The organism is Nocardiopsis coralli (genome assembly GCF_014892575.1).
Classification (GTDB): domain Bacteria; phylum Actinomycetota; class Actinomycetes; order Streptosporangiales; family Streptosporangiaceae; genus Nocardiopsis; species Nocardiopsis coralli.
The window spans coordinates 261,946-281,283 of the sequence record NZ_JADBGI010000008.1 but is presented as its reverse complement, the minus strand read 5'-3'; the positions used below and the strand labels follow the sequence as shown (position 1 = coordinate 281,283).

The following is a 19,338-nucleotide window of genomic DNA, read 5'->3' as shown; positions in this document are numbered from 1 at the left end:
TGCGAGAAGGCCCGGCCGGGCTACGATCCCGACCCCCGAGGCACCACCACAGAACACCCATCCCACCGACTCCCCCAGGGCCAGCCCCCAGAACAACCGACGACTTCTTCGGTGCCGAGAGCGGGCGGCAAGACCTCCGGCGCGCCACTCACCGAGGACGAACAAGCATCACTCGAGGCTCACGACGACCTCATGGAGCTCCGCCAACGCGCCAGGACCGAACGGACCGACCCCGAAGCCTGGCACCTGGCACCTGACGGATACGGTCTTCCTCAGCACCAGACCCTGGAACTCCTGACACCGGGCACCGTGCGGCGGTGGACGCTGGGGGCGCCCTTCGGCCGGAGCGCGCCCCGCCCAGCCGCGTCAGCAGTCAGTAGCGCGTCAACAGTCAGGGGTCATGGGTCAGGAATCGGTCGCCTCGCGCCAGGCGTCCAGGTAACCCGGCAGCTCCTCCTCCACCTCGTCCCAGTCGGGCTCGAAGACCTCCACCCCGTCCATGATCTCTTCGAGCTCCTCGGCGTCCTCCCCCGTCGCCTCGACATCGTCGCGCGCGGGGAACCCTCCGGCCTCGGACGGCACCCGCTCCTGCGCCTCCTCCGACAGCAGGAAGTCGATCAGCGCCTGCCCGTTCTCGCTGTCCGGCGCGCCATCCAGCAACCCGACGGTGTACGGCAGCGCGAACGTGGTCGGCTCCCCTCCCTCCCGCGCGGGGAACCAGAGCTCGAGGTTGGGCATGGTGCGGCTCTGGTCGTAGTTCATCTGCACGTCGCCGTTGGCCACGAGCAGCTCGCCCTTGTCGACCTTCGGCCCCAGCGCCCCCGTCGAGGACGAGGGCCCGACATTGTTCTCCTGCAGGTCCCCGAGGTACTCCATCGCCGGTTCGAGGCCGCCGAACTGCTCCATCGCCTGGATGAGCACGGCGGTCCCGTCCCCCGCCACCCCGGGCGTGGAGTACTGCAACCGTCCCTCGTACTCGGGGTCGAGCAGGTCCTCCCAGGTCTCGGGCGGCTCATCGACCTCCTCGGAGTTGTGCACGAACGCGAAGTAGTTGTCGACGACGGTGGTCCAGGCCCCGTCGGGGTCCCTCGTGGACACCTGCTCGGCACCTTCGGGTTCGTACTGCTGCAGGAGCCCGGCGTTGTCGGCCTGCTGGATGAACGGCGGCAGGGTGAGCAGTACGTCGGCCTGCGGGTTGGAGCTCTCCCGCTCGGCCCGCTGCACCATCTCGCCGGATCCGCCCTCGACGTACTGGACCGTCACGCCGGTCTCCTCCTCGAAGTCCTCGAAGAGCTGGTCCAGCCACCCGTCGCCGTCGACGTCGCTGAGCCCGTCGGCAGCGTAGACGGTGATGGTCTCGGCGGGTTCGGTGATGCCGCACCCGGTGAGGGCGAGCGCGGCGGTCAGGGTGAGGGGCGCCAGGGTTCGGACGCGCATGGTCTCCTCCGGATGGTCAACGGTGCCCGGCGCGGGTGCGCACCAGGGAGAGGGCGAACATGACGAGCAGGGTGGTGGCCATGAGCACCACCGCGAAGGCGGAGCCGGTGAAGAGCGCCCCGCGGTCGGTGGCGGTGAAGATCCGCACCGGGAGCGGGGTCCAGTCCGGCGGGTAGAGCATCATCGTGGCGCTGAGCTCGCCCATGGACAGGGCGAAGCAGAGCCCGGCGGCGCCGCTCAGCGACGGCAGCAGCAGCGGCAGCCGCACCAGGAACAACGTGCGCGCGGGCCGGGCCCCGAGGGAGGCGGCGACCTGGGCGTGCACGGGGTCGAGCCGGTCCAGGGCCGCCGACACCGACTGGTAGGCGAAGGCGGTGACCAGCACGGTGTGCGCGATGAACACGATCATCTGGGTGCCGTTGAGCAGCACGGGCGGGCTACTGAAGGCGACCAGGAGCGCGAGCCCGACCACGACCGTGGGAACGGCGACGGGGAGCATGAACAGGGCGTCCATGACCCGGCGTCCGCGCGGGCCGAGGGAGTGCGCGGACAGCGCCGCCCAGGTCCCGGCGACGAGGGCGCACACGCTCGCGATGACCGCGGTGACGACGCTGACGCGCAGTGCGTCCAGGGTGGGCCCGTTCAGGACGGCGGCGTAGTGCTCCAGGGTGAACCCGGAGGGCAGCGCCCCGCTCCAGTTGGTGCTGAGCGAGGCCGCGAGGATCACCGCCAGCGGCAGGGCGAACAGGGGCAGGAACACCAGGAGGAAGACCGTCTGGATGCTCCGGCGGGTGAGGCGGTCATGCACCAGCACGTCGGCCCCCCTTCTGCGTGCCGTCCTTCTGCGTGCCGTGCTTCCGCGGCCCGCCGGCCGGTCCCCTCAGGCGTGAGGTGGCGGCCCGGTAGAGCAGGTAGAGGCACACGGACAGGGCGGCGTTGACGGTGGCGACCACGCACGCGGTGGTGTAGTCCGCCTCGAGGATCGCCGCGCTGTAGACGAGCATCGGTAGGGTCACCACGTCCTTCGCGCCGGTGAAGAGCACGATCGCGAACTCGTTGAGGGACAGCACCAGGACCAGCGCCCCGCCGGCGACGAGCGCGGGGAAGGCCTCGGGCAGGATCACCGAGCGCACGATCCGCCCACCCCTGGCCCCGAGCGAGGAGGCGACCTCCAACTGCGCGGTGTCGAGCTGGGTGAAGGCGGCGAGCAGCGGCCGCAGCACGAACGGGGTGAAGAAGGTGATCTCGGCGAGGATCACGCCCCAGGGTGTGGCCATGAAGTCGAACGGACCGGTGTCGGCGCCGGTCACGTCGGTCCAGATCCCGTTGGCCACACCCACGGTCCCGTACAGGAACAGCAGTGCCAGGGTGATGAGGAAGGACGGGAACGACAGGTAGGTGTCGACGAGGCGTCCGGCGGCGCGGCTGCCCGGGAAAGGCACGAACGCGATGACCAGGGCCAGGCCGAGCCCGAGCACGAGGCAGCCGGCGGTGGCGCAGACGGCGACGAACACGGTGGTGGCCAGGGCGTCCCGGAACCTTTCGGTGGCCAGGACCTCGGCGTAGTGCGCGGTGGTGGCGGCGCCGTCGGGTCCGGTGAGGGACTCGGCGACCACGGCGCCCAGGGGGTAGAGCACCACGGCGGCGAGCGCGAGCACGGGCGGGACGGCCCACACCCACGCGGGCAGGCCCCGGCGGGGCGGTGGCGGCCCTTCGGCGGGGCGGCGCGGTTCGGGCACCCGGGGCGCGGGGTGCGGGGCGAGGGCGGTCACGGTTCCTCCCCCGCGGGCACGACGACCAGGTCGCGGCGGGTGAACCCGAGCTCGACGGTGGTGCCGAGGTCGGGGATCTCCGCGGTTCCGGGCACCTCCGCGGTGAAGCTGTGACCGTCGACGTCGGCGGTGACCCGGTGGGTGGACCCGCGCCAGCTCAGATCGGTGACCCGGCCCCGGACGGTGTGTTCGGACGGGCCGAGCGTGAGCCGGTGCGGGCGCAGGCACACGCGCAGGTCGTCGCCGTCGGCCACCCCGGAGGGCAGGGCGTCGGGCGCGTCCACGTCCAGGCCGCAGAAGCGCACGCTCCCCCGGTCCAGGCGTCCGGGCAGCAGGTTGGCACTGCCCACGAACCCGGCGGCGAAGGCGGTGCGGGGCCGGTCGTAGAGGTTGCGCGGGGTGTCGTACTCGCGCAGGCGGGCGCGTTCCAGGAGCGCGACCCGGTCGGCGAGGGTGAGCGCCTCGCCCTGGTCGTGCGTGACGTGCAGGACGGTGAGGTCGGGCAGGTCGCGGTGCAGGCGCGCGAGTTCCGTGGTCATCTCGCTGCGCAGGCGGGCGTCGAGGGCGGAGAGCGGTTCGTCCAGGAGCAGGACCTGGGGGCGCACGGCCAGGGCGCGGGAGATGGCCACGCGCTGCTGTTGCCCGCCGGAGAGTTCACGCGGGTGGCGGCGTGCGTACTCGGCCATCCCCGTGAGTTCGAGCGCCTCCCCGACCCGGGTGCGCACCTCCCGGCGGGGCACACCCTGGGCGCGCAGCCCGAAGGCGACGTTCTGGTCCACGCGCATGTGCGGGAACAGGGCGTAGCTCTGCACGACCATCCCGATGCCACGGCTGTACGGGGGCAGGTCGGTGACGTCGCGCCCGCCCAGGAACACCCGGCCGGAGTCGGGTCGCACGAACCCGGCGACGCTGCGCAAGGCGGTGGTCTTGCCGGAACCGGAGGGGCCGAGCAGGGCGGTGAACTCGCCCGGTTCGACGGTCAGGTCCAGGGAGTCCAGAACGGTGGTGCCGCCGTAGGAGACGCTCACCCCGTCGAGGCGGATACCCACGTCAGCCCTCCCTCGCCTCGAGCAGTCCGGGCAGGGCCGCCACGGAGTCGAGCACGTGGGTGGCCCCGGCGGCGCGCAGTTCCTCCTCGCCGTGGGCCCCGGTGCGCACCCCGGCCACGATCCCGGCGCCCGCGTTGAGCCCGGTGCGCACGTCGGAGTCGGTGTCACCGGCCACGGCGACCGCGGCCACGGAGGAGACACGGGCGCGCAGGGCGGCGGTGAGCACCATGTCGGGGTGGGGGCGCCCGCGTCCGGCGTCGGCCGGGCAGAGGGTGAGGTCGGTGAGGCCCTGCCAGCCCAGGGCGGCGATGATGCGTTCCTGGGTGGTGCGGGCGAACCCGGTGGTCAGGGCGATGGTGCGGCCCTGGTCGCGGAGGCGGCGCAGGGTCTCCTCGGCGCCGGGCAGGGGCGCGCAGTGGCCGTCGTCGACGAGGCGGGCGTAGGCGTGCTCGAAGGCGGTGTTGGCCTGTTGCGCGCGGGCCTCGTCGCCGCCGGTGAGGTGGCGGAAGACGGTGATCTTGGAGGTGCCCATGGTGGCGCGCACGTAGGCGGTCTGTTCGGGGCCGGCGCCGGGCAGGGCGGTGCGGAAGGCCTCCTCGACGAGCCCGTCGTCGGCGACGGTGGTGCCGGCCATGTCGAGCACGACGAGCTCGGTGCGGGCGAGGCGGTCGGTGAGGGCGGGGTTCGGGGCGCGGTCGGTCATGGTCACCATCCCAGGTCGTTCGCGGTGGTCTCGGCGATGGCGGGGGAACAGGTCATGCCGCGCCCGCCCGGCCCGGTGACGAGCCAGGCGCCGTCGGCGACGGGTGCGCGGTGCACGACGGTTCCGGGGTCGGTGCACTGGGCGTAGACACCGGCCCAGCGGCGGCGGATCGAGGGCAGCGGGCGTCCGAGCAGGCCTTCGACGACCCCGGTGAGGTGTTCGTAGGGGGCCTCGTCGGTGTCGAAGGAGAAGGGGTGCTCGTACTCGTGGGTGTCGCCGATGGTCAGGGAGCCGTCGGCGCGCTGGACCATGAGCAATTGCATGGCGTGGTCGCGGGCGGTCGCGGGCTGGGGCTGGTGTGCGTTGAGGGTGTCGAGCCCGGGGCCGCGGTAGGCGGGGTAGTACCGGAAGCTGTCGGCGTCGGCGACGGAGGTGGTGAGGGTGGTCTCCAGGGGCTCGGTCTGCATCATCTGGAGGCGCACGCGGCGGACGGGCAGATCGGGGGCGAGTTCGCGGACCAGGCCGCCGAGCTGGGCGCCGGTGCACAGGACGACGTGGTCGCCCTCGTGGAGGTCGCCGTGGTCGTCGCGCACGGCCCCGGGGCGCGGGAGCTCGCGGGCCTCGCGCCCGGTCAGGAGGGTGTACCTGCCGCTGCGGGCGAGGGTGTCCTGGAGGGCGCGTTGGGCGGTGCGGGGTTCCACCTGGGCGTCGCGGCGGCACCAGAGCGCGCCGAGCATCTCTCCGCGCAGGGCGGGGTTGACCTCACGGACCTGGTCGGGGTCGAGGTAGTGCAGGTCGCGCAGTCGGGCCTCGGGGGCGGCGAGGGCCTCCCGGGCGACGGCGCGTTCGCGGTCGGTGGTGACCGGGGTGAGGGATCCGGAGGCGCGGAACCCGAGGTCGGGGACCTGCTTGCCGATCTCCTCCCACAGTTCCCGGGCGCGCAGGGCGGTGTCGAGTTCGGGGCCGGCGGAGCGGCCGCTGACCCAGACGAGGCCGAAGTTGCGGACGGACGCGCCTCGGGCTGCAGCCTCGCGTTCGAGGTGGACGACCTCGTGTCCGCGGGAGACGGCCTGCCAGGCGTGCATGGTGCCGAGTACGCCGGCACCGACGATGATGACTCGCATGCCCCCGAGCGTGGCGAGCGCGGGTTGAGGCCCCGGTGACCTCGGGGGACACGCGGGTGAACGCGCCCGAAACTTTGGACCAGACACGTGATCTTTCCGTGATCTCAGGGGTCCGGGCGTGCCGGGTCGCTGCTTCGGAGGCCGGGGCGCGGGGCCGGGGGTTCGAGGTCAGGCGGGTCCGGGACCGGCCCCGGACAGGCGAGCGGTGAAGCTGAACCGGTCGCCGCGGTAGAGCGAGCGCACACGTTCGAACGGCCGACTGTTCCCGTCGCGGGAGACCCGGTGGATGAGGAGCATCGGCAGCGCGGGCGGCGTTCCCACGAGCAGCGCCTCCCGGGGTGTGGCCAGCACCGTCTCCAGTCGTTCGTCGGCGTCGGCGAAGGTGATGCCGACCCGCTCGTGCAGGAAGGCGTAGAAGCTCGAGTCCGGGTCGAAGTCGCTGCTCAGCCCCGGAACCCGGGCGACCGCGACGTAGGTGGACTCCAGCCCGACACGTTCGTCGTCGGCCCACAGCACACGTTCCATGTGCCAGACCGGTTCGCCCTCGGAGAGGTCGAGTTCTTCGGCGAGCGCGGCCGGGCAGGGCCAACTGCGCAGGTCGACGAGGGTGCGGCCCGGGCGCAGACCCTGGCGGCGCACGCCCTCGGTGTAACTGGCCAGGGAGAGCGGTTGGGCGAGCTTGGGCCCGGCCACGACCGTCCCCCGGCCGCGGCGGCGCAACCGGCCCTCCAGGAGGAGGTCGCGCAGGGCCTGGCGCACGGTCTCACGCGCGGCGCCGAAGCGTTCGGTGAGATCGCGCTCGGTGGGCAGGGTCTGGCCCTCCTCCAAGCCGTCGACGAGCTCGGTGAGCAGGATGCGCACCGCGTAGTACTTGGGCACACGGCCGTGCTCGGGCACCCCGGCGCGTACCGGGGCCCCGCTGTCCTGGGGGATTCCTGTGACCGACACGCGGGTCATTGTGCCCGACCCCGGTGAACGCCCCGGTGAACGGACCGACAACGCACCCGAACCACCACGGCCCCACCCGTCACCCAGGCCCAACTACGCCCCGCGTGACACCCCAGCACCAAGGCACCCTCTTCCACCGCGCCCACACCACGCACGAACAACGAAGCACGCATCCCACCACGCCCACAGAACGCGCGAACACCAGGTGCCCCAATCACGCCCCGCGTGACGCGCGAACGCCAGAGCACCTCCGCTACACCCACGCCACACAGAACGCGCGAAAACCGCGCGAATGCCGGGCCACCCCACCGCGCCCCCGTCACACGCCGACGCCAGAGCACCCCCGCTACGCCCCGCGTGACGCGCGAACGCCAGTGAGTGCGTCACGCGGGGCGAGAACGTCTTGAGCCCGGGCCCCAACAACGGTGCACGACTCGAGAACCGGGCCATGGTGGTTTCCGCTCCGTCCTGCACACTCGCCGGCGCTCACATGCAGGACGGAGCGTGTCTCGGGCTCGCACCCGGCCCCACCCGTCACCCGTCACCCGGGCTCGGGCACCGTCTCGATGAGCGCGGCCAACCCGTCGCGGTCGAGCAGGTCGGCAGGGCGCACGGTCTCGTTCGCGCGCACGTAGTGGAACGCCGCGTGCACCTCGGCCAGGTCCACACCCTGCAGGTCGGCCCAGGCCAGCCGGTAGGCGGCCAGCTGCACCCCCACCGCGCGGCGCTCGCTCTCGTTCGAGGGCGGGCTGCCGGTCTTCCAGTCCACGACGTCCCAACGGCCGGTGTCCGGGTCGTGGAAGACGGCGTCCATGCGTCCGCGCACCAGGCGATCACCGATCACGGTCTCGAACGGCACCTCGACCTCGACCGGGACCCGCGGCCCCCACTCGCTCTCCTCGAACGCACGCTGCAGCTCGGCGAGGTCCTCGTCCTCCCCCGCGGTCTCGTCGGCGGCGCCCGGGAGCTCGTCGAGCAGGGTCGCGCCCTGGCCGAAACGCTCCTCCAACCAGCTGTGGAACGCCGTGCCCCGCCGGGTGTGCGGCGCGGGCGGACGCGGCAACGGACGCCGGATCTGCCGCGCCAGGGCCGCGGGGTCGCGGGCCAGCCACACCATGGACGACACGGACAGGTGGTCGGGCAGCTCGACCTCCACCGGTCCGGGGCCGGGTCCGCTGCCCTCCTGGTGGCGGTGGGCGAGCAGGAGTTCGGTGTCGCGTTCCCACCCGCCGAGCCGGTGGCGCAGCCCGGGCGGCGGGGCGGGGCGTTCGGCCGGGTCCTCCTCCCCCGCGAGCATGCGCGCGCGGGCCTGCTCGACCATCGCGGCGCCGTCCAGGATCTCCTCGCGCCGGGTCCGCGGCCCCTCCTCCGGCGGTTCGGAAGGCCGGTCCCCCCGCCCGGGCAGTTCCTCCTCGGGCGGCCACACGGCGGACTCCTCCTCGTCGCCGTGCGGGCCCTCCTCGTCCGGGTCGGGCCGCGGTTCCCAGTGGTCGACGGTGCCGGCCCCGGCCTCGCACGCGTCGTGCACCTCATCGAGGAACTCCGACGGCCCCCGCTCGCTGGCCGCGTCGCGCCCCCACCAGTGCCCGGTGCACAGCAGCGCGAAGGACGCGCGGGTCACGGCGACGTAGGCGAGGCGGCGCTCCTCCAGGCGGTGGCGTTCCTGCTCGGCCGCCTTGAAGTCGTCGATGCCCTTCTTGTCCACGGACCGCAGTTCGGGCAGGTTGAGGCGGTCGCCGCGCAGGCGGTACGGCAGCAGGTGCTCGCCCTGGATCCACATGTCGCCCGCCTTGAGCTTGGTGGGGAACAGCGGCGCGCCCGACCCCTCGCTCATGCCGGGCACGACCACGACCGGCCACTGCAGCCCCTTCGCGGCGTGCATGGTCATGAGCTTGACGCTGTCGCTGCTGCCGACCCGCTCGCCGGGCGCAAGGCCGCTCTCCTTCTCCGCGGCGGCGTTGAGGTAGCTCAGGAAGCTCCCGAGCGTGGGGGTGTCGCTGTTGCCGACGAACCGCACCGCGTGGTCGACGAACGCGTCGAGGTCGGCGCGGGCGGAGAGCGGGTCGCGTCCGCTGCGGGAGGCGACCTCGATGTCCAGCCCCAGCACCCGTTCGACCTCGGTGACCAGGTCGGGCAGCGGCTGGCCGATCTGCTTGCGCAGGTGGCGCAGTTCTTCGGCCAGGCGGGTGATGCGGGCGTAGGCGGTCTCGGAGTAGTGCTCGGCCGGCCCGGGGTCGTCCACCGCGTCGACGAGGCTGCCGCTCTCGGAGGTCAGGTCCAGGACGGTGCGGCGCAGCAGGTCGTCCTCGCCGGCGTCGCCCTCGGGCCCGTCGGTGGTGAGGTCGCGCCGGGTGCTGCGCGCCAGGTCGGCTGCGCGCCGGCCCAGCGCGGCCAGGTCTCCGGGGCCGATGCGCCAGCGCGGCCCGGTGAGCAGGCGGGCGAGCTCGTTGCCGGCGGAGGCGTCGTGCACCACGCGCAGGGTGGCGATGATGTCGCGGACCTCCGGCACGAGCATGAGCCCGCCCAGGCCGACGACCTCGACGGGGATCCCGCGTTCCTCCAGGGCCTCGCGCAGGGCGGGGAACTGGGACCGCTTGCGGCACAGCACCGCGATGTCTCCGGGCCCGATACGACCGTCCGTTCCGGAACCCGCTTCCCCCTCGGGCCAGGGGATGCCGTCCGGCGCCAGCCGAGGCCCGCCCGGCTCACGCGGCCCGGCGCCGAGGTAGGCGTCGAGGCGGCGGGCGATCCACTCCGCCTCCTCGACCTGCCCGGAGAACAGCGCCGCGTGCGTGTGCCCCCGCCCGCGCCGCGCAGGCCCGGGGTGCAGCACCGGGACCTCGGCGGCCTGGGCGCGCAGCGGTTCCGAGATGCGCTCGGCCACCCGCAGCACGCGTTCGCCGTTGCGGAAGCTCGTGGCCAGGCGGCGCACCGGCGCGGACCTGCCCGGGGCGGCGGGGAAGTCCTGCGGGAAGTTGGTGAGGTTGGCGGCCACCGCGCCCCGCCACCCGTAGATCGACTGGCAGGGGTCGCCGACGGCCGTCACCGCGTGCCCCTCGCCGAACAGCGCGCGCAACAGCACGAGCTGGGCGTGGCTGGTGTCCTGGTACTCGTCCAGCAGCACCACCTTGAACCGGCCGCGTTCGATCAGCCCGACCTCGGGGTGGTTCTGCGCGATGCGGGCGGCCAGCGCCATCTGGTCGCCGAAGTCCATGACCTCCCGCCCGCGTTTGGCGTGCTCGTAGCGTTCCACCAGGGGCAGGAGCTGTTCGCGCCGCTGCTGGGCCGAGAGCAGGTTGCGCGTGGCCGGCGCGGGTTTCTTCGGCAGGTTCTCGGCCTCGGCCCGCAGCCACCGGCCGATGCCGCGCACCTGCTCGGGCCCGGTGAGGTGGTCGGAGATCTGCCCGGCCAGCTCCAGCGTCCGGCGGGTGACGGTGTCGGCCCCGACCGTGATGTGGTCCATCGGGCCGTCGTACTCGCCGACGATGCGGGACGCCAGCTGCCAGGACTGTCCCTCGCTCAACAGCCGGGAGGTGGGTTCGACCGCCTCGCGCAGGGCGTGGTCGGAGACGATGCGCCCGGCGTAGGCGTTGTAGGTCGAGACGGTGGGTTCGCCGTCGAGGAGCTCCTCGGGCAGCTGCTCCGTCTCGCGCAACTGGTCCAGGCGTTTGCGCACACGTTCGGCCAGCTCGGCGGTGGCCTTGCGGGTGAAGGTCAGGCCGAGCACGTGTTCGGGGCGCACGTACCCGTTGGCGACCAGCCAGACCACGCGCGAGGCCATGGTCTCGCTCTTGCCGGAACCGGCGCCGGCCACCACGACCCCGGGTTCGAGCGGGGCGGCCACGACCTCGGACTGTTCCGCGGTGGGTTCGGGCTGTCCGAGCAGGCGGGCGAGCTCGGCGGGAGAGAAGCGGGGGCGGTGGGGTTCAGACATGGCGTCCTTCGTCCTGGACCGGGCAGCAGGCGCGTACGGCGCACGACCTGCACCCCTGGTTGACGGTGGCGGTGAAGCGCGAGCCGCCCATGCCGGAGGCGACCTCGTGCACGAGGGTCTCGGCCCACCGGGGGTCGGGGTCCTGCGCCAGGGGAGGCTGGGCCTGCTCGCGGGCCTTCTTGATCTTCTCGCCGAGCTGCACGAGGGAGGCGCCGCCAGGTTCTGTCAGGCCGAGGCGTTCGAAGGCGCCCTGCAGCACCGCCATCTGGTAGACGCCGAGCTGGGGGTGGCGGCCGAGGTCGTCGGCCTTGCTCGCGCCGGTCTTGAGGTCCACGACCACGGCGCGGCCGTCGGCGTCGCGTTCGAGCCGGTCCACGCGTCCGGTGATCTCGACCCCGCCGACCTCGACGCGGAACCCCTGTTCGGTGACGACGAGCTCGCGCGGGTTGTCGGCCTCCCAGTCGAGGAGCTTGCGGACCATGGTGTCGGCACGCTCGCGCTGTTTGTCGGCCTGCCAGGGACCCCCGAAGTCCAGGTCGGCCCAGATCTCGTCCATACGCCGGCCGCCCTCGTCGGCGCTGCTGCCCTCGGCCACGAGCACGGCGACCGCGTGCACGACTGTCCCGAGCGCGGACGCGGAGTCGCCGGAGGAGGCCCCGGCCGCGCGCTCCAGCAGCCAGCGCAGTTGGCAGTTGGTGAAGCTCTCCACCTGCGAGGGCGAGACGCGGATGGTCTCCTCCTCCCCCGCGAGCGGCCGGTCGTCGCTGAAGGGCACCAGCGCGTACCACTCGGAGGGGTCGGCGCCGCGCACACCCTCCTCGGCGAGACGGGCCAGGTGGTCGGCGGCGCCCTCGCGCAGCGGGCCGGGTGCGGACGGATCGGTGACCACCGAACGCAGGTCGGCCACGAGCGCGGGCAGGGACAGCCAGCGCATGCCGGTGCTGACCGGTTCGGGGTCCCCGGCCGCCATCTCGTGCAGGAACCGGGAGGGGCGCTGGTCGCTGTCCTCGCCGCCGACCGCCGTGACCACGAGGGTGTGTCGGGCGCGGGTGAGCGCGACGTAGAACAGGCGGCGTTCCTCGACCAGGAGCTTGGAGGCCAGGGCCGCGCCCGAGGTGTCGGCGGAGTGCACGTCGGCGTCGACGAGCTCCTCCACCCCCAGCAGCGAACCCCGCAGGCGCAGGTCGGGCCAGTCGCCCTCCTGCACGCCGGCGACCACGACCAGGTCCCACTCCAGGCCCTTGGACCGGTGGGCGGTGAGCACGCGCACGGCCTCGCCGTCGGGGGCGCGTTCGGCGAGGCTGTCGCCGGGGATCTCCTGGGCGGCGAGGTCCTCCAGGAACCCCTCGGGCGAACCGGGCGGCAGCCGGTCGCAGTACCGGGCGGCGCTCTCGAACAGCGCGACGACGGAGTCGAGGTCGCGGTCGGCGGCCGCGCCCCTGCGTCCCCCGGCCAGGCTCGCGCGCAGGAGCCGGTCGGCGAGGCCGCTGTCCTTCCACAGCCGCCACAGGACCTGTTCGGCGTCGGCCCCCTCGGCGGCGAGTTCGCGCACGGTCGCCAGCGCTGTGGCCACGCGTGTGGCGGGGGCGGCCACGGCGCGGTCGACGAGTGTGAGGTCGCGGGGGTCGAGCAGGGCGTCCACGAGCAGCTGCGCGGAGGGCCGGTACCCCTCGTCGGTCTCCTCGGACCGCGCACGGTCGAGGTCGAGGCGGCGCAGGGCGCGCAGCAGCCGCCGAAGCCCTACGGTGTCGGCCTCCCCGAACGGACTGGTGAGGAGCTCGCGTGCGGCGGTGTCGTCGAGTTCTCCGGGGGCGAGCCCGTACCGGATCAACGCCAGCAGGGGCCGCACGAGCGGTTCGTCGGCCACCGGGAGGTCGTCGGCGCCCACGACCACGGGCACGGACGCCGCGGTCAGGGCGCGGCGCAGCACGGGCGTCTGGCGCACCGACGACCGCACGATCACGGCCATGCGCGACCACGGGACCCCGTCCACGAGGTGCGCGCGCCGCAGGGTGTCGGCGATGACGGCGGCCTCCTGCGCGGCGTTGTCGGCCTGCAGGAGCTTCACGGTCCCGTCCGCGGTGTCCTCGCCCGGAACCAGGTCGCGGTGCTCGTTGATCTGGCCCGGGGCGCCGCCGGCCACCGCGGGCAGACGGCGGGCGACCGCACGGGAGGCGGCGAGCAGGCCGACCCCGCTGCGGCGGCAGGTGCGCAGCGCCACGACGTCGGCGTCCTCACCGCGCGCCGTCGGGAAGCGCCGCGGGAACTCGAGGATGCCGCGCACCTCGGCTCCGCGGAACCCGTAGATGGACTGGTCCGGATCGCCGACCGCCACGAGGTCGCGCCCGTTGCCGGCCAGGGCGCGCAGCATCTGTTCCTGTGCGGGGTCGGTGTCCTGGTACTCGTCGACGAACACGACCTCGTGGGCGTTGCGTTCGCGTTCGCGCACCCCGGGGTCGGACAGCATGTCGGCGGCCACCCGCACGAGTTCGGCGTAGTTGAGGGTAGGCACGGGCGCGATGTCGAAACGGCCCGTGTAGCGCTCCAGGAACCCGGCGGCCGAGCGCCAGTCGTCCCGTTCGCGTTCGGTACCGAGCAGGTCGAGGGATGCGGGGTCGAGGCCGCGTTCCTGGGCGCGCATGAGGAAGTCGCGCAGTTCCTCGGCGAACCCGCGGGTGTTCAGGGCCGGGCGCAGGCGTTCGGGCCAGCCGTCGGCGCCGTCCTCCAGTTCGCCGCGCAGGAGTTCGCGCACCTCCATGAGCTGTTCGGGGCCGGACAGCAGCCGCGGCGGGTGATCGCCCATGCGCTGGAACTCGCGCCGGATCAGCGCGTACGCGTAACTGTGGAAGGTCATCGCCAGGGGCTCGCGCGTGGTCCGGCGCAGGCGGCCGGTGATGCGCTCGCGCAGTTCCTGGGCGGCCTTGCGCCCGAAGGTCAGCACCAGCACACGTGAGGGGTCCATGCCGCGGTGGTCGATGCGGTCGACGACGGCCTCGACGATCGTGGTGGTCTTGCCGGTGCCCGGGCCCGCCAGCACCAGCAGGGGCCCGCCCTTGTGCTCGACCACCCGGCGCTGGTTCTCGTCCAGCACGGGCGGCGGCTGCACCTGGTGGGCGCGCCGCACGAGACGGTACGGGGAGGAGTTCACTCCCCCAGTTCATCAAAGGGCAAAGACCGTCTCTGCCATCACCCGGGACGAAGGCAGCCCTCGGCCGGCGTTCAGGAGCCCTGCGGGCCCGCCCAGCGTGCCCTGCGCATGTCGACGCGGTCGCTGCGCGGGCGCAGGGGTGTGGCCTCCGCCGCGTAGTGAGAGAGCGCACGCACCTCGTGCCCGGCGGGCGGGCGGCCGTCGGCGCGCACCACGCGCCACCACGGCACGGCGCCGCCCCAGCCGGCCATGACCGCGCCGACCTGGCGGGGGCCGCCGCGTTCCAGGTACTCGGCGATGTCGCCGTAGCTCATCACGTGTCCGGAGGGGATGCGGTCGACCAGGTCGAGGACGTCCTGGCTGTATTCGTCGGGCTCCACCACAGCGCCCACCCTAGAGCGGGGATCTTGCTACCAGCGCCAATATCGGCGCCGAAGTCGGCTCTGGTAGCAAGATCCCAGGCAACGGGGCCGCCCCGGAAGGAGCGGCCCCGTGTGCGCAGTGTGCTCAGACCGACTGCGGCATGTGGTTGCCCCAGGCCAGTTCCGGGTCGCGCTTGACGTTGGCGCGGGCCGAGACCAGGCCGATGACGCCGAGGACCGCGATGACTGCGCCCAACCCCCAGGCGGTCGCGGCCGCCGCCGTCGAGCCGGTGAAGGCCAACAGCCACGGCAGGAGGAACGCCAGCACTCCGGCGCCCGTCACGGCGGCCTCGCTCGAGACCGCGCCGGGGCGGGTGATGGAGATGGTGGAGGCCATGATCGTGATGAGGCCCAGCACCATCATGAGCCCGCCGGGGAACCCCAGCAGGTAGTGCCAGGTCCAGCTCAGTGCGAGGGCGAGCCCTGCGGCGATCGCCACCCAGTTGTCCCAACGTCCCCTTCTACGCATCGCGCCACCTCCCAGCAGCGGGCCACCACCGGTCGGATCGGTGGCCTTCGAGGGGTTCGTACCCATTCGGTAGACCCCACAAGACGCACAGCGGTGCCCGGACCTGGGCCCGGGCACCGCTGTGTGTGCTGCCGTGGTGGCCGCGCGGGGCGGCCGCCGAAACGCCTAGTACGTGGGCAGGCTGGTGTCGACCTGGTTGGCCCAGGCCAGCACACCGCCGCCGACGTGCACGGCGTCGGAGAAGCCGGCGGCCTTGACCGCGGCCAGGGCCTCGGCCGAACGCACGCCCGACTTGCAGTGCAGGACGAGGCGCTTGTCCTGCGGGAGCTGCTCCAGGGCCTTGCCGTTGAGGAAGTCGCCCTTGGGGATCAGCGTCGCGCCGGGGATGTTGACGATCTCGTACTCGTGCGGCTCGCGCACGTCCACGAGGAAGATGTCGTCCGGCTTCTTGTCCAGGAGCTCCTTGAGCTCGGGCGCCGTGATGGTGGAGTCGGCGGCCGCCTCGGTCGCCTCGTCCGACACGGTGCCGCAGAAGGCCTCGTAGTCGATGAGCTCGGTGACGGGCTCGGTGTCGGGGTCCTTGCGGACCTTGACCTCGCGCCAGGTCATCTCGAGGGCGTCGAAGATCAGCAGGCGGCCGACCAGCGGCTCACCGATACCGGTGATGAGCTTGATGGCCTCGTTGACCATGACCGAGCCGATGGAGGCGCAGAGCACGCCCAGGACGCCGCCCTCGGCGCAGGAGGGAACCATGCCGGGCGGCGGCGGCTCGGGGTAGAGGTCGCGGTACTGGGGACCGTGCTCGTTCCAGAACACGCTGACCTGGCCGTCGAAACGGAAGATCGAGCCCCAGACGTAGGGGATGTTCAGGATGACGCAGGCGTCGTTGACCAGGTAGCGGGTCGCGAAGTTGTCGGTCCCGTCGAGCACGAGGTCGTAGCCGCGGAAGATCTCCAGGGCGTTGTCCGACTCCAGGCGGTCCTGGTGCAGGACGACCTCGACGTTGGGGTTGACGTCCTTGATGCTGTCGCGCGCGGACTCGGCCTTGGGGCGGTCCACGTCGCTCTGGCCGTGGATGACCTGGCGCTGCAGGTTGGACTCGTCGACGACGTCGAAGTCGATGATCCCGAGGGTGCCCACGCCCGCGGCGGCGAGGTAGAGCAGCGCCGGGGAGCCCAGACCGCCGGCGCCGACGACCAGGACCTTGGCGTTCTTGAGGCGCTTCTGCCCGTCCATACCCACGTCGGGGATGATGAGGTGGCGCGAGTAGCGGCGCACCTCGTCCACGGTCAGCTCGGCGGCTGGTTCGACCAGCGGCGGCAGCGACACGGTGACTCCTCAAAGTCTGTTGGTAGCTTCACACCGCCCGAATCCGAGAGGGACCACCGGGCGAGGGGGCGGGTCGCGAAGCGTGCTTGCACTTATACCCAACCTATCGGGTGGGGTATCTGATTCCCACCTCGGGGAGGTGTGGGACACGGCGCCCGCACGCTGGACCGTCCCACTCGATCACAACCACCGCCTCCCCCGAGTTCATTCCGAGGTGTTGACCCCCGACGGACCCTGGGAAGAGTAGTGTCCGCGAGAGCCGCGACAGTAGGGAGGACCTCGTGAGTACCCACGACGAGACGGGCAACCACCAGCCGGGGGCCGGAGAGGACCCCGCCGAGGCCGTCCCCGAGGCCGACTCCGCAGAACAGAGCACCGACGCAGCCCCCGCGGGTGAGCGGGAGGACTGGCAGCAGCGGGTCGCCGACACCCCCTTCACCGAAGGATCGGAGGCCGACGTGGTCGAGCAGTCCATCGACGCCGGCAGCGACGACGAGGACGAGCACCGCTGAAACCGCCGGCGGCACGGGAACCGGTGTGAAGTCACCCTCAGGGCCGGCCCCGGGCGCACCGTCGGCCGGACCGTGCACCGCCCGTGCACGCGTGTTTCCGGCCGGTTCCCCCGTGTGCCCGTGCCGGAAGGCCCTGCCCGCGCCGAACCTACGCGGGAGTAGGATGTGAGGAAACTGTGCGACGCGTCACCGATGGCGGGGGCGCAGGGCAGTACTAGCCACGCAGATGTTCGGTATGGCGTGCATCTGCCATGCCGAGTTCGGAGGGTGTGGGTGTGACAGCTCCTTCAGACGCCCGCTCCCGGGGCACCCGCTTGCCCCGGGTCAGGCGCCGACGCCAGCTCCTGGCCGCGGCACAGGAGGTCTTCGTCGCCCGCGGGTACCACGCCGCGGCCATGGACGAGATCGCCGACCGCGCCGGGGTCAGCAAACCAGTGCTCTACCAGCACTTCCCAGGGAAACTGGAGCTCTACCTGGCCCTGCTCGAGGAGCACTCCGAGGCCCTCGTGGAGAAGCAGCGCGAGGCCCTGGAGAGCACCGACGACAACGCACAGCGCGTCGCCGCGAGCTTCCGTGCCTACTTCGACTTCGTCGCCGGCGACGGAGAGGCCTTCCGGCTGGTCTTCGAGTCCGATCTGCGCAACCTGCCCGCGGTGCGGGAGAAGAGCGAGCAGACGATGCAGCGTTGCGCCGAGCTCATCGGCGAGGTGATCCGCCAGGACACCAGCATCTCGGACGAGGAGTCGCACCTGCTGAGCATCGGGCTGGTCGGCATGGCCGAGACCAGCGCCCGGTACTGGCTCAACAACCACGGCGCCGTCCCCAAGGACGCCGCCGAGCAGCTGGTGGCCCGCCTGGCCTGGCGCGGCATCAGCGGTTGGGGCCTGCAGCGCGGCGCCGACGAGCTCGCCACCGAGAACCTCGAGAGCGACGGGTCCACCGACAGCTGAGCGGATCCCCCGTGTGACGGCGGCCAGGGCCACGGGCCCCGGCCGCCGTTCTCGTTCTTCCACCCCCTGGGAACGGCGCCCACAGCTTCCTCGGAACCGGGTTCCGACCCCATTCCTGCGAACGGTCAATACCCGCCCAAGAATGGCCCAAGAAACAGAATTGCCCCCGCCCCGACTGCGCGTAGGGGTTCAATTCCATTTCGTCGGGTATCGCCGGAATGAGAAGTACAGACTTCTCCGCGACGTATCCGCCCCGGCCCGCAGAGCCTCGGCGGAACAAGCGAATCGGGGGTGAACACGTATGGACATGGGTCAGGGCCTGACGAGCGCCTGGGAGGCAGTCGCCTCCTTCGCGCCGTTGCTCATCGGCTTCCTGGTCGTCCTGGCACTGGGCTGGCTGATCTCATGGCTCGTGGGAAAGGCCGTCGGCAAGGGCCTGCACGGGATCGGTCTGGACCGTGCCCTGCACCGCGGCGGTGTGGGCGAATACTTCGAGCGCAGCCGCTGGGGCGCGAGTGAGCTCTGCGGCAAGATCATCTACTACGTCGGACTGTTGTTCACGTTCTCGTTCGCGTTCAACATCTTCGGCCCGAACCCGGTGAGCACTCTGCTCAACCAGGTGATCGCCTGGATCCCGCAGGGCATCGTCGCGCTGGTGATCGTGGTGGTGACCGCGATGATCGCCAAGGCGATCCGCAACGTGGTCTCCGGCGCGCTCGGCGGCCTCTCCTACGGCCGGTTCCTGGCCAACCTGGCAGCGGTGTTCGTCCTCGGTCTGGGTGTCATCGCCGCGCTGAACCAGGCCGGTGTGGCGCAGGCAGTGACGGTTCCGGTGCTGATCGCCGTACTCGCGACGCTCGGCGGCATCCTCGTCGTCGGCGCCGGCGGCGGTCTCATCCGGCCCATGCAGGAGCGTTGGGCCCGGTGGCTGGATGTGGCCGAGCGCGAGACCGGCCGCATGAGCGAGGAGTCCAGTTACCAGGCCGGCAAGGAAGCAGCGATGAGCCGACCGGGTGCCGAGCGCACCGGAACGGAGGAGGAGAGCCGCGAGGGGGCGTCGGCCTCCGGGCGCGGACCCGAGTCCACACCGTGATCGACCTCGAACGCGGCCGCCCTCACCCGGCGGCCGCACACGACGAGGGCGGAACCGCAGCGGTTCCGCCCTCGTTCATGTCTGTGGCCCGCGCCGTGACGGCCGGGCGTGGCCCCTAGAGGAACTCCGAGTCGCGCAGCTCGAGCTTGGACAGCTGCTCGATCCTGCGGAAGACCAGTACACCGCACGCGACGATGGTCAGCAGCCCCAGCCAGAACACGATGCTCGCGGGACCGCTGAAGACCATGGAGACCAGCGCGATGACGCCGATGAGCACAAAAAGCGCGAAGTCGATGCGGTCCTGTTGGATCAGGACGCCGACCGGTGGACGCGCCGCCCCATGCCGACCGCTCCTCATTCGCATTCCTTTCTCGCGGCCTCAGGGCCGCTCCGCCGTTCGGCGGTGCCCCGATCCTTCTTTCTCCCGGACCGGTAACACCGAGGGTCC

The 19,338-nt window shown here is 72.3% G+C and carries 16 protein-coding genes; 3 read left to right on the top strand and 13 right to left on the bottom strand.

The annotated features are described in order from the left end of the window. Window positions 1-405: 405 nt before the first annotated feature. The 12 genes from IDM40_RS11730 to moeZ all read right to left on the bottom strand — a co-directional run bounded on the left by IDM40_RS11730 (window position 406) and on the right by moeZ (window position 16,335). Window positions 406-1,437: a 2-aminoethylphosphonate ABC transporter substrate-binding protein gene (locus IDM40_RS11730; protein WP_193121986.1), complete on the bottom strand. Its 1,032-nt coding sequence runs from the start codon at window positions 1,435-1,437 to the stop codon at window positions 406-408. 16 nt (window positions 1,438-1,453) lie between these two features. Further along, window positions 1,454-2,251, bottom strand: coding sequence for an ABC transporter permease (locus IDM40_RS11725; RefSeq protein WP_193121985.1), 798 nt, complete (start codon window positions 2,249-2,251; stop codon window positions 1,454-1,456). Continuing rightward, the gene (locus tag IDM40_RS11720; protein ID WP_407939959.1) at window positions 2,238-3,209 is read right to left on the bottom strand and encodes a 2-aminoethylphosphonate ABC transporter permease subunit; all 972 of its coding nucleotides are present in this window, start codon (window positions 3,207-3,209) and stop codon (window positions 2,238-2,240) included. The genes IDM40_RS11725 and IDM40_RS11720 overlap by 14 nt, the downstream gene beginning before the upstream one ends. Then, window positions 3,206-4,258, bottom strand: a complete 1,053-nt coding sequence (locus tag IDM40_RS11715; protein ID WP_193121984.1) for an ABC transporter ATP-binding protein — start codon at window positions 4,256-4,258, stop codon at window positions 3,206-3,208. The genes IDM40_RS11720 and IDM40_RS11715 overlap by 4 nt, the downstream gene beginning before the upstream one ends. A 1-nt stretch (window position 4,259) precedes the next feature. Beyond that, the gene (locus IDM40_RS11710) at window positions 4,260-4,970 is read right to left on the bottom strand and encodes a phosphonatase-like hydrolase (protein WP_193121983.1); all 711 of its coding nucleotides are present in this window, start codon (window positions 4,968-4,970) and stop codon (window positions 4,260-4,262) included. Further along, window positions 4,964-6,085: a TIGR03364 family FAD-dependent oxidoreductase gene (locus IDM40_RS11705; RefSeq protein ID WP_193121982.1), complete on the bottom strand. Its 1,122-nt coding sequence runs from the start codon at window positions 6,083-6,085 to the stop codon at window positions 4,964-4,966. The genes IDM40_RS11710 and IDM40_RS11705 overlap by 7 nt, the downstream gene beginning before the upstream one ends. Window positions 6,086-6,253: 168 nt before the next feature. After that, window positions 6,254-7,042: a GntR family transcriptional regulator gene (locus tag IDM40_RS11700; RefSeq protein WP_193121981.1), complete on the bottom strand. Its 789-nt coding sequence runs from the start codon at window positions 7,040-7,042 to the stop codon at window positions 6,254-6,256. Window positions 7,043-7,574: 532 nt separating this feature from the next. Continuing rightward, on the bottom strand, window positions 7,575-10,967 hold the full coding sequence (locus tag IDM40_RS11695; protein WP_193121980.1) for an ATP-dependent helicase: 3,393 nt from the start codon (window positions 10,965-10,967) through the stop codon (window positions 7,575-7,577). Beyond that, window positions 10,960-14,115 carry an ATP-dependent helicase gene (locus IDM40_RS11690; RefSeq protein ID WP_328806996.1) on the bottom strand — a complete coding sequence of 1,052 codons (3,156 nt, stop codon included), beginning with the start codon at window positions 14,113-14,115 and terminating at the stop codon, window positions 10,960-10,962. Before IDM40_RS11690 ends, IDM40_RS11695 begins: the two co-directional genes overlap by 8 nt. A gap of 71 nt (window positions 14,116-14,186) precedes the next feature. Then, the gene (locus IDM40_RS11685) at window positions 14,187-14,498 is read right to left on the bottom strand and encodes an MGMT family protein (protein WP_193121979.1); all 312 of its coding nucleotides are present in this window, start codon (window positions 14,496-14,498) and stop codon (window positions 14,187-14,189) included. A gap of 124 nt (window positions 14,499-14,622) precedes the next feature. Beyond that, window positions 14,623-15,006 carry a hypothetical protein gene (locus IDM40_RS11680; RefSeq protein WP_193122007.1) on the bottom strand — a complete coding sequence of 128 codons (384 nt, stop codon included), beginning with the start codon at window positions 15,004-15,006 and terminating at the stop codon, window positions 14,623-14,625. Window positions 15,007-15,171: 165 nt separating this feature from the next. Then, a complete protein-coding gene (moeZ, locus tag IDM40_RS11675) occupies window positions 15,172-16,335 on the bottom strand; it encodes an adenylyltransferase/sulfurtransferase MoeZ (protein ID WP_193121978.1) in 1,164 nt (387 codons plus the stop codon). Between the two features lie 281 nt (window positions 16,336-16,616). Between moeZ and IDM40_RS11670 the strand changes: the two genes are divergently transcribed. From IDM40_RS11670 to IDM40_RS11660, 3 genes are all read left to right on the top strand, one after another. Continuing rightward, window positions 16,617-16,847, top strand: a complete 231-nt coding sequence (locus IDM40_RS11670) for a hypothetical protein (protein ID WP_193121977.1) — start codon at window positions 16,617-16,619, stop codon at window positions 16,845-16,847. Window positions 16,848-17,122: 275 nt separating this feature from the next. Beyond that, window positions 17,123-17,797, top strand: a complete 675-nt coding sequence (locus IDM40_RS11665) for a TetR/AcrR family transcriptional regulator (protein ID WP_193121976.1) — start codon at window positions 17,123-17,125, stop codon at window positions 17,795-17,797. A gap of 301 nt (window positions 17,798-18,098) precedes the next feature. Beyond that, window positions 18,099-18,890 carry a mechanosensitive ion channel family protein gene (locus IDM40_RS11660; protein ID WP_193121975.1) on the top strand — a complete coding sequence of 264 codons (792 nt, stop codon included), beginning with the start codon at window positions 18,099-18,101 and terminating at the stop codon, window positions 18,888-18,890. 115 nt (window positions 18,891-19,005) lie between these two features. Here IDM40_RS11660 and IDM40_RS11655 read toward each other — a convergent pair whose 3' ends face one another. Further along, window positions 19,006-19,248, bottom strand: coding sequence for a hypothetical protein (locus tag IDM40_RS11655; protein WP_193121974.1), 243 nt, complete (start codon window positions 19,246-19,248; stop codon window positions 19,006-19,008). Window positions 19,249-19,338: the final 90 nt, after the last annotated feature.

Bases quoted from the DNA above. Each gene is read 5' to 3' on its own strand.
- IDM40_RS11730 (WP_193121986.1), bottom strand. From the start codon at position 1,437: ATGCGCGTCCGAACCCTGGCGCCCCTCACCCTGACCGCCGCGCTCGCC.
- IDM40_RS11710 (WP_193121983.1), bottom strand. From the start codon at position 4,970: ATGGTGACCATGACCGACCGCGCCCCGAACCCCGCCCTCACCGACCGC.
- IDM40_RS11705 (WP_193121982.1), bottom strand. From the start codon at position 6,085: ATGCGAGTCATCATCGTCGGTGCCGGCGTACTCGGCACCATGCACGCC.
- IDM40_RS11700 (WP_193121981.1), bottom strand. From the start codon at position 7,042: ATGACCCGCGTGTCGGTCACAGGAATCCCCCAGGACAGCGGGGCCCCG.
- IDM40_RS11695 (WP_193121980.1), bottom strand. From the start codon at position 10,967: ATGTCTGAACCCCACCGCCCCCGCTTCTCTCCCGCCGAGCTCGCCCGC.
- IDM40_RS11680 (WP_193122007.1), bottom strand. From the start codon at position 15,006: ATGCGTAGAAGGGGACGTTGGGACAACTGGGTGGCGATCGCCGCAGGG.
- IDM40_RS11660 (WP_193121975.1), top strand. From the start codon at position 18,099: ATGGACATGGGTCAGGGCCTGACGAGCGCCTGGGAGGCAGTCGCCTCC.
- IDM40_RS11655 (WP_193121974.1), bottom strand. From the start codon at position 19,248: ATGAGGAGCGGTCGGCATGGGGCGGCGCGTCCACCGGTCGGCGTCCTG.